The 15220-nt window shown below is 62.8% G+C and carries 12 protein-coding genes; 5 read left to right on the top strand and 7 right to left on the bottom strand.

Going from position 1 to position 15220, the window contains the following annotated elements; genetic code table 11:
• The first annotated feature begins 13 nt into the window (after window positions 1-13).
• A complete protein-coding gene (locus tag M5G11_RS14415) occupies window positions 14-1573 on the top strand; it encodes an AmpG family muropeptide MFS transporter (protein WP_273909475.1) in 1560 nt (519 codons plus the stop codon).
• Between the two features lie 21 nt (window positions 1574-1594).
• Here the strand turns inward: M5G11_RS14415 and M5G11_RS14420 are convergent, their stop codons facing one another.
• The 3 genes from M5G11_RS14420 to M5G11_RS14430 form a co-directional block, all read right to left on the bottom strand.
• A complete protein-coding gene (locus M5G11_RS14420; protein ID WP_273909474.1) occupies window positions 1595-2848 on the bottom strand; it encodes an MFS transporter in 1254 nt (417 codons plus the stop codon).
• Between the two features lie 190 nt (window positions 2849-3038).
• The gene (locus tag M5G11_RS14425; RefSeq protein ID WP_273909473.1) at window positions 3039-3881 is read right to left on the bottom strand and encodes a mechanosensitive ion channel family protein; all 843 of its coding nucleotides are present in this window, start codon (window positions 3879-3881) and stop codon (window positions 3039-3041) included.
• Between the two features lie 112 nt (window positions 3882-3993).
• A complete protein-coding gene (locus M5G11_RS14430) occupies window positions 3994-4479 on the bottom strand; it encodes a YajQ family cyclic di-GMP-binding protein (protein ID WP_273909472.1) in 486 nt (161 codons plus the stop codon).
• Window positions 4480-4591: 112 nt separating this feature from the next.
• On the opposite strand from M5G11_RS14430, the gene M5G11_RS14435 reads away from it, so the two are divergent.
• From M5G11_RS14435 to M5G11_RS14445, 3 genes are read left to right on the top strand one after another with little or no spacing between them, the layout of a single operon-like run.
• The gene (locus M5G11_RS14435) at window positions 4592-5509 is read left to right on the top strand and encodes a putative 2-dehydropantoate 2-reductase (RefSeq protein ID WP_273909471.1); all 918 of its coding nucleotides are present in this window, start codon (window positions 4592-4594) and stop codon (window positions 5507-5509) included.
• 46 nt (window positions 5510-5555) lie between these two features.
• Window positions 5556-7583 (top strand): sensor histidine kinase, encoded by a 2028-nt coding sequence (locus M5G11_RS14440; RefSeq protein ID WP_273909470.1) that lies wholly within the window; start codon window positions 5556-5558, stop codon window positions 7581-7583.
• A gap of 2 nt (window positions 7584-7585) precedes the next feature.
• Entirely contained in the window at window positions 7586-8146 is a 561-nt protein-coding gene (locus M5G11_RS14445; protein ID WP_273909469.1) for a cob(I)yrinic acid a,c-diamide adenosyltransferase, read from the top strand.
• A 73-nt stretch (window positions 8147-8219) separates the two neighbouring features.
• Here M5G11_RS14445 and M5G11_RS14450 read toward each other — a convergent pair whose 3' ends face one another.
• The 4 genes from M5G11_RS14450 to secA all read right to left on the bottom strand — a co-directional run bounded on the left by M5G11_RS14450 (window position 8220) and on the right by secA (window position 13978).
• Window positions 8220-9164 carry a Nudix family hydrolase gene (locus tag M5G11_RS14450; protein WP_273909468.1) on the bottom strand — a complete coding sequence of 315 codons (945 nt, stop codon included), beginning with the start codon at window positions 9162-9164 and terminating at the stop codon, window positions 8220-8222.
• Window positions 9161-9793, bottom strand: coding sequence for a glutathione S-transferase family protein (locus tag M5G11_RS14455; protein WP_273909467.1), 633 nt, complete (start codon window positions 9791-9793; stop codon window positions 9161-9163). The genes M5G11_RS14450 and M5G11_RS14455 overlap by 4 nt, the downstream gene beginning before the upstream one ends.
• A 105-nt stretch (window positions 9794-9898) precedes the next feature.
• Complete coding sequence (gene argJ, locus M5G11_RS14460; RefSeq protein WP_273909466.1) at window positions 9899-11116, bottom strand: bifunctional glutamate N-acetyltransferase/amino-acid acetyltransferase ArgJ; 1218 nt, start codon at window positions 11114-11116, stop codon at window positions 9899-9901.
• A 126-nt stretch (window positions 11117-11242) separates the two neighbouring features.
• Window positions 11243-13978, bottom strand: a complete 2736-nt coding sequence (secA, locus tag M5G11_RS14465) for a preprotein translocase subunit SecA (protein ID WP_273909465.1) — start codon at window positions 13976-13978, stop codon at window positions 11243-11245.
• Window positions 13979-14261: 283 nt separating this feature from the next.
• Here secA and M5G11_RS14470 point away from each other — a divergent pair, with 283 nt between their 5' ends.
• Window positions 14262-14735, top strand: coding sequence for a DUF721 domain-containing protein (locus tag M5G11_RS14470; RefSeq protein WP_273909464.1), 474 nt, complete (start codon window positions 14262-14264; stop codon window positions 14733-14735).
• The last annotated feature ends 485 nt before the right edge of the window (window positions 14736-15220 follow it).

Here is a 15220-nt window from a genome sequence, read left to right on the forward strand (position 1 = left end):
CAGATGTTGGCCCATGCCCCGTAAAACCTGGCGCGCTGCGCTCGCTGCCTATGCCAGCCCATCTACCCTGGTGCTGTTGCTGCTCGGTTTCGCCGCTGGCCTGCCGTACATGCTGGTGTTCTCGACCCTGTCGGTATGGTTGCGTGAGGCTGGGGTTGCCCGCGAAACCATCGGTTATGCCAGCCTGATCGGCCTGGCCTACGCCTTCAAGTGGGTCTGGTCGCCGCTGCTCGACCAATGGCGCCTGCCGTTGCTCGGCAAGCTCGGTCGCCGCCGCTCCTGGCTGGTGCTCTCACAAATCCTGGTCGTCATCGGGCTGGTCGGCATGGGCTTCTGCGACCCGCAGAAACACCTGTCCTGGCTGATCGCCCTGGCCGTGCTGGTGGCATTCGCTTCGGCCACCCAGGACATCGCCGTCGATGCCTACCGCCTGGAAATCGCCGACGACCAACGCCAGGCAGCCCTGGCCGCCAGCTACATGGCCGGTTACCGGGTGGCAGCCCTGCTGGCCACCGCTGGTGCGTTGTTCTTCGCCGAAGGTTTCGGCTCCACCGGCTTCAGCTACCTGCACAAGGCCTGGACCGGCACCTACGTGCTGTTCGGCGTGCTGATGATTCCGGCCGTGATCACCACCCTGCTGATGCGCGAGCCACCGGTGCCGCTGCGCACCCAGCTATCGGCGGCCCGTTATGGCCTGAGCCACCAGTTGATCTCGGTGTTCGTGCTGATCATCCTGCTGGTCTCGGTGCCGGCAATGTTCACCCAGCTGTACAACACTGACTTCGCCAGCGTGCTGTTCGAAGGCATGAGCCTGCTCGACCTGCTGCTCGAAGACCGCGCCTTCCTGCGCGCGATTCTCTATATCACCCTCACCTGCCTGTGCCTGTCGTCCTTCGGCCGACGCGGCCTGGCACCGGTGCTGACGCCGGTAAACGACTTCATCACCCGCTATCGCTGGCAGGCCCTGCTGTTGCTCGGGCTGATCGCCACCTATCGGATGTCCGACACGGTGATGGGCGTGATGGCCAACGTGTTCTACATCGACCAGGGCTTCAGCAAGGACCAGATCGCCAGCGTCAGCAAGATCTTCGGCCTGATCATGACCCTGGTGGGCGCAGGCTTTGGTGGGCTGTTGATCGTGCGCTTCGGCATCCTGCCGATCCTGTTCATTGGCGGCGTGGCGTCTGCGTCCACCAACATCCTGTTCCTGATGCTGGCCGACATGGGCCCGAACCTGGACATGCTGGTGCTGACCATCTCGCTGGACAACTTCAGCTCGGGCCTGGCTACCTCGGCATTCGTTGCCTACCTGTCGAGCCTGACCAACCTGAAGTTCTCCGCCACCCAGTACGCCCTGCTCAGCTCGATCATGCTGCTGCTACCGCGCCTGATCGGCGGCTATTCCGGGGTGATGGTGGAGAAGTACGGTTATCACGACTTCTTCCTGATCACTGCCCTGCTGGGTGTACCGACCCTGATCCTGATTGCCTTGCACTGGCACCAGGAGAATCGTCGTGGCAAGCAACATACCGAGCCCACCGCAGAAACCGTAGAAGTCGCTGAGCGCCCTTGAGGGGCGCTCTACTGCGCGCAGTCAGGCCGCCTCGCTCAGTGCCGCGTCATCATTGTCACGGCCGTTCAGCGCGACCCACAGTGGCCACAGGGCCAGCAAGCCGGCGCAGCCTGCCGCAATGGCAAAGCTGAGCAGGCTGGCACCCGCCCCCAGCATTGCCAGCAACACCCCACCCAGCCCCAGCAAGGCAATGGTGATCATGCCCAGCATGGCCGACACCAGGCCTTTGCTCTGCTCGCTGGCGAACAACGTCATGCGGTACAGCACGGCGTTGGCGATCCCCAGGCCCAGCGCATATACCGACAGCCCGAGCACCAGTGCCAGCACACTAGGGTAAAGCCAGGTGCCGAGCATGATGGTGAACAGGCCGATCAGATAGGGCCAGAGCGCGCGCTGAATCAGCGCCTTGAGCGGGTAACGGTCGGCGATGCGGTTGATGATCAGGTTGCCCAGGATCAGCCCGCCAAACACCGGCAGTTGCCACAGCGCGTAGTCCAGCTTGCTCAAGCCTTCATCGTGAATCAGCAGCACCGGCGACAGGCCGATCCAGCCAATCAGCGGCAGGCCGATCAGGCCCAACGCAGCACTGCCGGCAACAAAGCGGCGATTGCCCAGCAGTTGCGCGTAGCCAGCCAGCAACGGCAACAGGTGGATCGGCTGGAACTCCAGGCGCGTCCCGTCGCGGCGCTCAACCCCCAGGGTTTCCGGCATGTAGCGATACAGCGCCAGCCAGGCGACTACCGACACCGCACCGAACAGCACGAACAGCCAGCGCCACGACACCCATTCCAGCAGCAGCGTGCCCACCAGCGGGCCGAGCAGTGGCGAGAGCAGCGCGATGTTGGCCAGCAGCGCCATCATGCGCACGGCGTCGGCTTCGCTGAAAGCCTCGTTGAGCGCCGGGTAGCTGACCGTTACCACGAAGCCCAGGCCGATGCCTTGCAGCAGGCGCAGCAGGTTGAACATCTCGATGCTCTGCACCCAGAAGGTTGCCAGGCAGGCCAGGCAGAAGAATGCACAGCCGCTGAGCAGCAGGCGACGACGGCCATAACGGTCCGCCAGCGGGCCGATCATCCACTGCAACACCACCCCACCGAGCAGGTAGAGGTTCAGTGCATGGGGGATGTATTCAGGGCTCGCATTGAGGTCGACGACCAGGCCGGGCATGGCCGGCATCACCACGTCACTGGCGAGGTAGGTCAGCAGTTCGAACAGCGCCAGGGTCAGCGCAAACAGGAAGGCACGCCGGGGCGTGATATGGATCAGCGGGGTCATGGCAGTGTTCAGGCAAGGGGTTCAGGACAGCCTGTATGCCAGAAATGCCAAGGGGCAGGTAGGGGGAAGACGTGAACAAGTGTAATGGCTGCGGGCCCCATCGCGGGACGAGCCCGCTCCCACAGGTACTGCATACACAGTTCCCTTGTGGGAGCGGGCTCGTCCCGCGATAAGCGCAACACGGCCCCCGTTACTGAACCGCCGCTTCCTGCACCACGCGAATCACTCGTTGCGGAAAGGGAATGTCGATCCCCTCGACTTTCAGGCGGTCACGCGCATGCTCGTTGAGCATGAACAGCACATCCCAGTAATCCGCCGTGTTCACCCAGATCCGCAGCGACACGGTGATCGAGCTGTCACCCAGCGTCGAGATCACCGCCTGTGGCGCCGGGTCCTGGTGGACACGCGGGTCATTGGCCAGCGACAGCAGGACCTGGCGAGCCTTCTGCAAGTCCGCCTCATAGTCCACACCCACATCGAACACGACCTTGCGGGTCGGCTGACGGTTGGTGTTGGTGATGATGCCGTTGGACAGGCTGCCATTCGGCAGGATCACTGTCTTGTTGTCACCGGTGCGCAGCACGGTGTGGAAGATCTGGATGCTGTCCACGGTACCGGCCACACCCTGCGCTTCAATCCAGTCGCCCAGGCGGAACGGCCGGAACAGCAGGATCAACACCCCACCGGCAAAGTTCGCCAGGCTGCCTTGCAGCGCCAGGCCGATGGCCAGGCCCGCCGCACCAATGGCGGCAACGAACGAGGTGGTCTCGATGCCGATCATCGAGGCAACGCTGACCACCAGCAGAATCTTCAGAATGATGTTCGCCAGGCTGCTGATGAAGCCTTGCAGCGCCTGGTCGGCGTTGCGCAAGGCGAGCAATTTGCCCAGGCGGTAGGTCACCTTGTTGATCAACCACCAGCCAATGGCCAGGGTCAACAGCGCCAGCAACAGGCGGCTGCCGTATTCCATGATCATTGGAATCCAGGTTTGCGACGTTTTAACCAGCTGGTCGACTTCAGCACTCAAATCCATAAATCTCTCCTGATGCCGAGGGGCAAAAGCTGTAAAAAGCGCGCCGCAATCGTTTCAGCGGCACCAGAGACCTCGGACGCCAAAACGGCGCCAAGGTTCCGGAGCGGGGTGATCAATCGCGGAAGTTGTTGAACTGCAGCGGCATGCCGAACTCTTTGGCGCGCAGGGCCGCGATGGCTTCCTGCAGGTCGTCGCGCTTCTTGCCGGTGATCCGCACCTGCTCGCCCTGGATGGCGGCCTGGACCTTGAGCTTGGCGTCCTTGACGTGAGCAACGATCTTCTTCGCCAGCTCCTTGTCGATGCCTTCCTTGAGGCTGGCTTCCTGCTTCATGACCTTGCCCGAGGCGAAGGCATCCTTCACTTCCAGGCACTGCACGTCGATCTTGCGCTTGACCAGCGCCAGCTTGAGGATCTCGATCATCGCTTCGAGCTGGAATTCGGCTTCGGCAGTCAGGGTGACGGCCAGGTCCTTTTCCTTGAACTCGAAGGTGCCCTTGCCCTTCAGGTCGTAGCGGCGGTCAAGCTCCTTGATGGCGTTTTCCACCGCGTTGGTGACTTCGTGCTTGTCCAGTTCCGATACCACGTCGAACGACGGCATATCCTTTCTCCAAAAATAAATGCGCGCTCGCGGCCTGATTTGCACGGCCTGATGGAGCGCGTCGGGTTTGACGGTTAAAATGCGGGCTCATTATAACGGTTGCGAAACGCTGATGAGCAGCACCTGGCATATTCTCGGCGCCGGCAGTCTGGGCAGCCTCTGGGCCTGCCGCCTGGCACGCGCCGGCAAAGCGGTCCGGCTGATCCTGCGCGACCCGCAGCGCCTGGCCGCCTACGAGGCCGCCGGCGGCCTGACCCTGGTCGAACAGGGCCTGGCACAGCGCCATGCGACCCCCGCCGAAACCGCCGACACCCAAGGGCCCATCCATCGCCTGCTGGTAGCCTGCAAGGCCTACGACGCCGAACAGGCGGTCGTCAGCCTTCTGCCGCGCCTGGCCAAGGATGCCGAGCTGATCCTCCTGCAAAACGGCCTCGGCAGCCAGGACGCCGTCGCAGCCCGAGTGCCACACCTACGTTGCCTGTTCGCCTCCAGCACCGAAGGGGCGTTTCGCGAGAGCGACTGGCAGGTGACGTTTGCCGGGCATGGCTTCAACTGGCTCGGCGACCCGGCCAACCCCTCGGCCCCGCCCTGGCTCGAGGATTTGCACGATGCCGGCATCCCGCACCAGTGGACCCCGGACATCCTCACCCGGTTGTGGCGCAAGCTGGCGCTCAATTGCGCGATCAATCCGCTGACCGTGCTGCACGATTGCCGCAATGGCGGCCTGCTTGAGCACCACTGCGAAGTGGCCACGCTGTGTGCCGAGCTTGCCGACCTGCTCAGGGTCTGCGGCCAGCCCGAGGCGGCCCAAGCCCTGAATGAAGAGGTCGAGCGGGTGATCCATGCCACTGCGGCCAACTACTCTTCCATGTACCAGGACGTCCGCCAGGGTCGGCGCACCGAGATCCATTACCTGCTCGGCCACGCCTGCCGAACTGCGGCTCGGCATGCGCAACCGGTGCCGCACCTCGAACGCCTGCACCGGCGCCTGGTCGAACAGCTGAACGCCCGCGGATTGCCCAGCGACTGAACGCGGCGTTACCCTGCCCTTCCACACACAGGATCCCGCCTTCCCCATGCCCTTGCGCGAACGCCTGGAAAACCTGCCGGTCGGCCAGAAGCTGCTGGCCGCCCTGCTGGTGCTGCTGATCACCATATTGCTGGTGGCCAACCTGACCTTCATCAGTGCCGCCTACTGGATCTCCCAGGAAGCCATGGCACCGCAGGCCTTGCAGACAATTGGCCGGCTGGTGTCCAACCCGCAGTTGGCGCAGCAGGCCACCGAGTCGCCGGAAGCGGCCAGCAACCTGCTCAAGGAGCTCGACACCTACTCGCCCCTGCGTGCCGCCGCCCTGTACGGCAGCGACGGCAAGCTGGTGGCGCAGTTGCAGCACGGGGAGCAACTGCCACTGCCCAAGCGCTACCGCAATATCGAAAACTGGCGCATCACCGAGTTTCGCAGCACCCAACTGGTACCCCTGCCGCGTCCCGGCAGCCCGCCCGGGCACCTGCTGCTGGTGGCCAGTAGCGAATTGCCGATTGCCTTCTACACCGGCACCCTGACCGCAAGCCTGGGCATCCTGGTGTTCAGCATCCTGTTGTGGATGGTCATTGCCCGGCAGATCAAGCGCCTGATCACCCAGCCGATCTACCAGCTGGAGCAGCTTTCCCGCCAGGTCACCCGGGAAGAGAACTACGCCCTGCGTGCGCAGCCCGGCAACCATGACGAAATCGGCAGCCTGGCCGAAGCCTTCAACACCATGCTGTCGCGCATCGAGGCGCGCGAGCAGCAGCTCAAGCGCGCCCGTGACGAGTTCCAGACCGCATACGACCAGGCCCAGGGCCTGGCCGAGGAAACCCGCCATACCAACCGCAAGCTGGAGCTGGAAGTCCAGGTGCGCAGCAAGATCGAGAAGAAGCTCACGGGCTTTCAGAACTACCTCAACAGCATCATCGACTCGATGCCCTCGGCGCTGATCGCCCTGGATGAACAGCTCTACGTCACCCAATGGAACCAGGAAGCCAGTGCGCTTTCCGGCACACCGCTGGACGCTGCGCTGAACCAGCCGATCTTCCTCGCCTTCGAGCCGCTCAAACCGTTCCTGCCGCAGCTCAAGGAAAGCGTCGAGAAGCACCGCGTGGCGAAAATCGAGCGTGTCACCTGGACCAAGGGCGACGATGCCCGGCACTACGCCCTGACCTTCTACCCGCTGATGGGCGGTGGCGGGCGTGGCGTGGTGATCCGCATCGACGACATCACCCAGCGCCTGTCGCTGGAAGAGATGATGGTGCAGTCCGAGAAAATGCTCTCGGTCGGCGGCCTCGCAGCCGGCATGGCCCACGAGATCAACAACCCGCTGGGGGCGATCCTGCACAACGTGCAGAACATCCGCCGCCGGCTGTCGCCGGACCTGCCGAAGAACGTCGAGCAGGCCGACGAGTCGGGCATCGACCTGACCACGGTCAACCAGTACCTGGAAGGCCGCCAGGTGCCACAGTTGCTCGACGGTATCCAGCAAGCCGGGGCGCGGGCGGCGAAGATCGTCACCCACATGCTCAGTTTCAGCCGCCGTAGCAACCGCCAACTGGCGCCCTGTGACCTGCCGGCCCTGATCGACCAGGCGGTGGAAATTGCCGGCAATGACTTCGACCTGACCATCGGTTTCGACTTCAAGGGCCAGGCCATCGTCCGTCAGTTCGACCCGAACCTGGGGCCGGTGCCGGGCACGGCCAACGAGCTGGAACAGGTCCTGTTGAACCTGCTGAAAAACGCGGCCCAGGCCATTCACCAACGTGAGGATGACAGCGAGCCTGGGCGGATTACCCTGCGCACCCGGCTGAACCCGCCGTGGGCCGAGATCCAGGTCGAAGACAACGGCATCGGCATGCCGGAAGCCGTGCGCAAGCGCACTTTCGAGCCGTTCTTCACCACCAAGGAGATCGGCCAGGGCACCGGGCTTGGCCTGTCGGTTTCCTATTTCATCATCACCAACAATCACAAGGGGCAGATGGAAGTGCAATCTGCGCCGGGCCAGGGCACTTGCTTCACCCTGCGCCTGCCGCTGGGCAACCTGGCTGTCCCTGCCACCACTACGGAGTCATGAGCATGGGTTTTCGACTGTCGAAGATCTACACCCGCACCGGCGACAAAGGTGAAACCGGCCTGGGCGATGGTCGCCGCGTACCCAAGGACCACCCGCGCATCGAGGCGATTGGCGAGGTAGACACGCTCAACAGCCAGCTTGGCGTGTTGCTCGCAGGGTTGGCCAATGAAGGGCTGACGGAAGTGCTCGAGGTGCTCACGCCGTGCCAGCATCGCTTGTTCGATTTGGGCGGGGAGCTGGCGATGCCGAGTTATCAGGCGTTGAATGCCGCAGAGGTTGACCGGCTGGAAGCGGCGATTGATCGCTGGAACGAAGAGCTGGGGCCGCTGGAGAATTTCATTCTGCCGGGTGGCTCGCTGCTGGTGGCGCAGGCCCATGTGTGCCGCAGCCTGGCACGCAGTGCGGAGCGGCGCTGTCAGCAGCTCAATGCAGTGGAGCCGTTGGCGGGGGTGGGGTTGGCGTATATCAACCGGCTGTCGGATCTGCTGTTTGTCGCGGCGCGCTTGATTGCTCGGCGCCAAGGCGTGGCCGAGGTGTTGTGGCAGGCTGCGGCCAAGCCTTGAGGGTATCGCCGGCAACGCCGGCGCCTACCTGTAGGAGCCAGCCTTGCCGGCGATGGAGCGCAAAGCGCTCCTCTCAGACTTCAGGCCAGAACGCCCGAATCCCTGCCACGCCCTGAGCCCCGCACTGCCAGGCCTTCTCACGCTCGGCAGCACCCACACCGCCCAGCAGGAACACCGGCTTGCTGAAGCCTTCGATCAGGCTCGTCGCCTGCTCCCAGCCCAAGGGCACGGCATCCGGGTGCGATTGGGTTGCCTGCACGGGCGACAAGGTGACGAAATCCACACCCATCTGTTCAGCCAAGGCCAACTCTTCAGCGTTGTGACACGACGCCGCCAGCCAGCGCTCTTTCGGGAACGGCCGGCCCTTGCTTGCGTACTTGCGCAACTGTTCAGCCGTCAGGTGCCAGCCGGCAGCCGGGAAATCCCCCAGCCACTCCAGCGGGCCCTTGAGCATCAACTGCGCCTTGCCTGCACACAAACCCACCGCATCCACCGCGACATCACGGTATTTGGGGTCGTACATGTTCGGCGCGCGCAGTTGCACCAGCTTGATCCCGCCGGCCACCGCCTTCTGGATACCGCGCAACAACTGCGGTGTCTCAAGATCGTCCGGGGTAATCAGGTACTCACCAGGCAAGCGTGCAGCAGCAACGATAGGCTGGTTGGCCTCGGGGAATTCGTACTGCGCCAACTCCCGTCCGCTCACCCAGGCCAGCGGCTGGCCTTCGGCGCCATGCGGCTCGCCGGTAAAACCACTGACTTCCCAGACATCCAGCAACACCTGCTTGTCCGGGTAGTCATGCTTGACCTTGATCAGCGGCCGCGCGGCGGTGACCACGATGCCCAGCTCTTCCTGCAACTCGCGGGTGAGCGCGCGCTCGACCGCTTCGCCCTCCTCGACCTTGCCGCCGGGGAACTCCCACAGGCCGCCCTGGTGCTGGCTGTCAGCCCGCCGGGCAATCAGGATGCGACCATCCGCACCACGAATGACCGCCGCAGCTACATGTATCCGTTTCACTTTTCACACTCCGCCAAACCAGCTTTTTGCCACTTCTTGAAGGCTGACCACTGGTAGATGGTTTCAATATACGCGGCCGCTTCGGCCGGGAGTTCAACACGGTAGGTACGCAGACGCACGGCCACCGGCGCAAAGAACGCATCGGCCAGGCTGACCGTACCGAACAGGAACGGACCGCTGTCTTTCGACGCCTGATGGCATTCAGCCCACAGCGCCACGATGCGGTCGATGTCGGCCTGCACATCCTGCGGCATGCTCGCCAGCGCCTTATCGCGGGACAGATCAAACGGCATGGTGCCGCGCAGGGCAAAGAAGCCGGCGTGCATTTGTGCACACGCCGAACGCGCCTGGGCACGAGCGGCCACATCGGTTGGCCAGAGGTTGGCCTGTGGATGACGCTCGGCCAGGTACTCGGCAATCGCCAGGGAGTCGGCGATGATCCCGTGCTCGCACTTGAGCAGTGGCACCTTGCCGGTTTGCGAGTACTTGAGCACTTGCGCACGGGTGTCCGGCTGGTTGAGCTTGATCAGCGTTTCATCGTAGCTCGCACCGGCCAGTTCAAGGGCCAGGGCGCCGCGCAGCGACCAGGAAGAGTACAGCTTGTCGCCGATAATCAGTTGGTAGCTCATGGTGCGCTCCGTTGCATTGAGAGAGTTGAGAGAAAGGCAGGTTCTGCGGACCTCTTCACCAGCACGGCCGGCTCCTGCCGGAGCTGGCCTTGCCGGTACGGACCATCAGGTCCGGTATTCGGCGTTGATCTTCACGTACTCATGGGACAGGTCGGTAGTCCAGATCGTCTCGCTGCACTGGCCACGGCCCAGTTCGATGCGGATGGTGATCTCTTCCTCGGCCATCACTGCCGAACCCTGTGCCTCGGTGTAGGTGACGCTGCGACCGCCCTGGCTGGCGATGCAGACATCGCCCAGGTACACGTCGATCAGGCTGACATCCAGTTGCGGCACACCGGCCCGGCCAACAGCGGCGAGGATCCGCCCCCAGTTCGGGTCAGAGGCGAACAGTGCGGTCTTGATCAGCGGCGAGTGGGCCACAGCGTAGCCGACATCCAGGCATTCCTGGTGATTGCCACCACCGTTGACCTGAACCGTAACGAACTTGGTCGCGCCTTCGCCATCACGCACGATGGCCTGGGCGACTTCCATGCACACCTCGAACACGGCTTTTTTCAGCGCGTCGAACAGCGGGCCACGGGCCTCGGTCACTTCAGCCACTGCGGCCTTGCCGGTAGCAATCAGCATGCAGCAGTCGTTGGTCGAGGTGTCGCCATCGATGGTGATGCGGTTGAACGACTTGTTCGCGCCGTCGAGGATCAGGTCCTTGAGCACCGCCGGGGCCACTTTGGCGTCGGTGGCAATGTAGCCGAGCATGGTCGCCATGTTCGGGCGGATCATGCCCGCGCCTTTGCTGATGCCGGTGACAGTGATGGTCACGCCGTCATGCTGGAACTGACGGCTGGCGCCCTTGGGCAGGGTGTCGGTGGTCATGATGCCGGTGGCGGCAGCGGCCCAGTTGTTTTCCGACAGGTCGTCCAGTGCAGCCTGCAAGGCGCCTTCGATCTTCTCGACCGGTAGCGGCTCGCCGATAACTCCGGTGGAGAACGGCAGCACGGCGCTGGCCGCAACGCCGGTCAGCTCAGCCAGCTTGGCGCAGGTGCGCTCGGCCGCAGCCAGGCCTGGCGCGCCGGTGCCGGCGTTGGCATTGCCGGTGTTGGTCAGCAGGTAACGCACGCTGCCTTGCACACGCTGCTTGGCCAGGATTACCGGCGCCGCGCAAAAAGCGTTCAGGGTAAATACGCCGGCAACGCTGGAGCCTTCGGCGCAGCGCATCACGACCACATCCTTGCGCCCCGGGCGCTTGATGCCCGCAGAGGCGATGCCAAGTTCAAAACCGGGAACCGGGTGCAACGTTGGCAAAGGACCAAGACCAACAGCCATGTAAGCGCTCCTAGAAAAAGTACGCCGCGTCGACTACGACGGCGCTTGAGATGGAACAACGCCGCGATGGTGGGAACCAGTCGCGGCGCGGTGTTCAGATTTCAGCGTGTTGCCAATCGGGCGTGATCAGTCGATCTTGCCGTGGCACTGCTTGAACTTCTTGCCCGAACCGCACCAGCATGGCTCGTTGCGGCCCAGCTTCTGCTCGTTGCGTACCGGCGCGGCGGCCACGGCAACATCAGCACCCTCTTCCTGCAACTGTGCCGCTTCCAGGCCTGGCGCTTCGGCGTGCTGGAACTGCATGCGTTGGGCCAGTTCCTCGGCGTCGCGGCGCAGGCGCGCTTCTTCTTCGATCGGGTCTTCGCGGCGCACCTGAACGTGCGACAGCACGCGGATGGTGTCGCGCTTGATCGAGTCGAGCAGCTCTTGGAACAGGTTGAAGGACTCGCGCTTGTATTCCTGCTTCGGGTTCTTCTGGGCGTAGCCACGCAGGTGGATACCGTGACGCAGGTGGTCCATGGTCGACAGGTGGTCTTTCCACAGGTCATCCAGTACGCGTAGCAGGATCTGCTTCTCGAAGGTACGCAGGGCATCGGCGCTAGCCTGCTCTTCCTTCTCGTTGTAGGCCGCCAGCAGCTCGGTCATGAGCTTCTCGCGCAGGGTTTCTTCGTACAGCTTGTCGTCTTCGTCGAGCCACTGCTGGATCGGCAGTTTCACCCCGAAGTCGCTGGCCAGGGCTGCTTCCAGACCGACCACGTCCCACTGCTCAGGCAGCGATTGCGGCGGAATGTGCTGGGCAACGGTAGTGTCGAGCACTTCCTGGCGGAAGTCGGCGATGGTGTCACCGATGTTGTCAGCGGCCAGCAGGCTGTTACGCATGTGGTAGATGACTTTACGCTGTTCGTTGGCCACGTCGTCGAATTCGAGCAGCTGCTTACGAATGTCGAAGTTGCGACCCTCGACCTTGCGCTGGGCTTTTTCGATGGCGTTGGTGACCATGCGGTGTTCGATGGCTTCACCGGACTGCATGCCCAGGGCCTTCATGAAGTTCTTCACCCGGTCAGAGGCAAAAATACGCATCAGGCTGTCTTCCAGGGACAGGTAGAAACGGCTCGAACCCGGGTCACCCTGACGGCCGGAACGACCACGCAGCTGGTTGTCGATACGACGCGATTCGTGGCGCTCGGAGGCGATCACGTGCAGGCCGCCGGACTCGATCACCTGCTGGTGACGCTTCTGCCAGTCGGTCTTGATCTGGGCGATCTGCTCTGGGGTCGGGTTTTCCATCGACGCCACTTCAACTTCCCAGTTGCCGCCCAACAGGATGTCGGTACCACGACCGGCCATGTTGGTGGCGATGGTCAGTGCACCCGGACGACCGGCCTGGGCAATGATCTCGGCTTCTTTTTCGTGGTACTTGGCGTTCAGGACCTTGTGATCGATGCCTTCCTGCTTGAGCAGGTTGGACATGTGCTCGGAGGTCTCGATGGTCGCGGTACCGACCAGGACCGGACGGCCCAGGGTCATGCTTTCCTTGATGTCGGCGATGATCGCCTGGTACTTCTCGTCGGCAGTCAGGTAGACCAGGTCGTTGAAGTCCTTACGGGCCAACGGCTTGTTCGGCGGGATCACCATCACGTTGAGGCCGTAGATCGACTGGAACTCGAAGGCTTCGGTGTCGGCGGTACCGGTCATGCCGGACAGCTTGTCGTACAGACGGAAGTAGTTCTGGAAGGTGGTCGACGCCAGGGTCTGGCTCTCGGCCTGGATGTTCAGGTTTTCCTTCGCTTCGATGGCCTGGTGCAGGCCTTCGGACAGACGACGACCCGGCATGGTCCGGCCGGTGTGTTCGTCGATCAGCAGGACCTGGCCGTCCTGGACGATGTACTCGACGTTGCGATGGAACAGCTTGTGCGCGCGCAGGCCGGCGTAGACGTGGGTCAGCAGGCCCAGGTTGTGCGCCGAATAGAGGCTCTCGCCTTCAGCCAGCAGGCCGACCTGGGTGAGCATCTCTTCGATGAACTGGTGACCGGCTTCATTGAGTTCGACCTGGCGGGTCTTCTCGTCGATGCTGTAGTGGCCCTCTTGGGTCACCTGGCCTTCGACTTCCTCGATGTGCTGGGTCAGGCGCGGGATCAGTTTGTTGATCTCGATGTACAGCTTGGAGCTGTCTTCGGCCTGGCCGGAAATGATCAGCGGGGTACGGGCTTCGTCGATCAGGATGGAGTCGACTTCGTCGATCACGGCGAAATTCAGCTCGCGCTGGAACTTCTCTTCCATGCTGAACGCCATGTTGTCGCGCAGGTAGTCGAAACCGAATTCGTTGTTGGTGCCGTAGGTGATGTCGGCAGCATAGGCTGCGCGCTTCTCTTCTGGCGGCTGGAACGGCGTGACGATGCCGACGCTCAGGCCCAGGAACTCATAGAGCGGGCGCATCCAGTTGGCGTCGCGGCGGGCCAGGTAGTCGTTCACGGTGACCACATGCACGCCCTTGCCGGACAGTGCATTGAGGTAGACGCCGAGGGTACCGACCAAGGTCTTGCCTTCACCGGTACGCATTTCTGCGATAGTGCCTTCGTGCAAGGCCATGCCGCCGATCAGCTGGACGTCGAAGTGACGCATGCCCATGACCCGCTTGCCGGCTTCACGCGCGACGGCGAAGGCCTCTGGCAGCAGTTGGTCGAGGGTCTCGCCTTTGGCCAGGCGCTCCTGGAACTCTGCGGTTTTGCCTCGCAGCTGTTCGTCCGAGAGGGCCACCATCTTCTCTTCGAAGGCATTGACGGTCTGGACCGCCTTGAGCAGGCGTTTAACCTCACGCTCGTTCTTGCTTCCAAAAAGTTTTTTTAACAAAGGCGCAAACATATCGGCAGGATCTTCCACACGTAGGGATGGAGGGCGGCCCCGTGAGTCGCCCGTGCAGCCCTTATGGCCGCATGCGAACGAGCATTCTACCCGGAAACGTTGGTGAGGAAAGTGGTGGATTTCCACGGTGCTGGCACAGCGCTTTTACGGGGCTTTTTCACAATAAGGGCTTTTTCGCCAACTTCAACCCACCAGGGCAAAGTTTCACGCACGGATGGACCGTGCCCGGTGGTCGCCGGGCGATCTGTTAAGATGGCGACATTGTATCTTCAGGTGTTTGTCCATGGCCTTCCGCCCCCTGCCCGCCCGCGCTCCTGCCGTCCTGCTGCGTGAAGCCCGGCCGCTCAAGGCCCTGTTCAGTCAGGCACAGCGCCTGGCGCATTTGCAGCGGCTGCTGGAGAGCCAGTTGCAACCGGCTGCGCGGGAGCATTGCCATGTGGCGTCGTGGCGTGAGGGCACGCTGCTGCTGATCGTGACCGATGGGCATTGGGCGACTCGCCTGCGCTATCAACAGAAGCGCCTGCAACGTCAGTTGCAGGCGTTGGAGGTGTTTGCCAACCTGAGCCGGATCCTGTTCAAGGTGCAACCGACGGCGACTACGCCCGTGGTAAGCGGGCACCCCATGGATATCTCCAGTCGCTCGGCTGAGAATATTCAGGCGACGGCCGAGGGGATCAGTGATCCCAAACTGCGGGCGGCGCTGGAACGGTTGGCTAGTCATGCCAAGGGCAAGGAACCACCTCCCCCCCAGGAATGACCCCTGTGGGAGCGGGCTTGTCCCGCGATGCTTTTTTTTGGGGGGGGTGGTTGGGTGAATATCCAGATTTTGTGGTGATACCACTTCACCTTTCCGCCCTTACGGCGGGTTACTTTTTTCAGACGAAAAAAAAGTAACCAAAAATTCTTGCCCCACCATTCGGCCCTGCGCTGCGCTCCGGGTCCCTTCACTCCGGCGCCGTTAAACGGGCCCGCGGACACAAGTTGCTACGCAACTCGCACGCCTCGCGTCTTCGGCTACGCCGAAGGGGGGCTACGCCCCCGCCCGTTTAACGACACCTCCGTTCAGCCTCTGGTAACGGGGCCCATCAATCAAGATCAACAGCACAATTCGCTTCGCTCTTGCTTTGCAAATTGTGATTGGCCTGAATGACTAGCGACAGCTTTGCAGCCAATCACTGACAACGTAGCCGCTGCCGTATGGCCTGCTCTCTCATACACACCTCCGCAGCCCACGCAGCACGC

This window comes from Pseudomonas fontis (assembly GCF_028656955.1).
Lineage (GTDB): Bacteria > Pseudomonadota > Gammaproteobacteria > Pseudomonadales > Pseudomonadaceae > Aquipseudomonas > Aquipseudomonas fontis.

Coding starts and splice junctions, on each gene's coding strand:
- M5G11_RS14470 (WP_273909464.1), top strand. CDS start 14,262: ATGGCCTTCCGCCCCCTGCCCGCCCGCGCTCCTGCCGTCCTGCTGCGT.
- secA (WP_273909465.1), bottom strand. CDS start 13,978: ATGTTTGCGCCTTTGTTAAAAAAACTTTTTGGAAGCAAGAACGAGCGT.
- M5G11_RS14415 (WP_273909475.1), top strand. CDS start 14: ATGCCCCGTAAAACCTGGCGCGCTGCGCTCGCTGCCTATGCCAGCCCA.
- argJ (WP_273909466.1), bottom strand. CDS start 11,116: ATGGCTGTTGGTCTTGGTCCTTTGCCAACGTTGCACCCGGTTCCCGGT.
- M5G11_RS14445 (WP_273909469.1), top strand. CDS start 7,586: ATGGGTTTTCGACTGTCGAAGATCTACACCCGCACCGGCGACAAAGGT.
- M5G11_RS14435 (WP_273909471.1), top strand. CDS start 4,592: ATGAGCAGCACCTGGCATATTCTCGGCGCCGGCAGTCTGGGCAGCCTC.
- M5G11_RS14430 (WP_273909472.1), bottom strand. CDS start 4,479: ATGCCGTCGTTCGACGTGGTATCGGAACTGGACAAGCACGAAGTCACC.
- M5G11_RS14420 (WP_273909474.1), bottom strand. CDS start 2,848: ATGACCCCGCTGATCCATATCACGCCCCGGCGTGCCTTCCTGTTTGCG.
- M5G11_RS14440 (WP_273909470.1), top strand. CDS start 5,556: ATGCCCTTGCGCGAACGCCTGGAAAACCTGCCGGTCGGCCAGAAGCTG.
- M5G11_RS14455 (WP_273909467.1), bottom strand. CDS start 9,793: ATGAGCTACCAACTGATTATCGGCGACAAGCTGTACTCTTCCTGGTCG.
- M5G11_RS14425 (WP_273909473.1), bottom strand. CDS start 3,881: ATGGATTTGAGTGCTGAAGTCGACCAGCTGGTTAAAACGTCGCAAACC.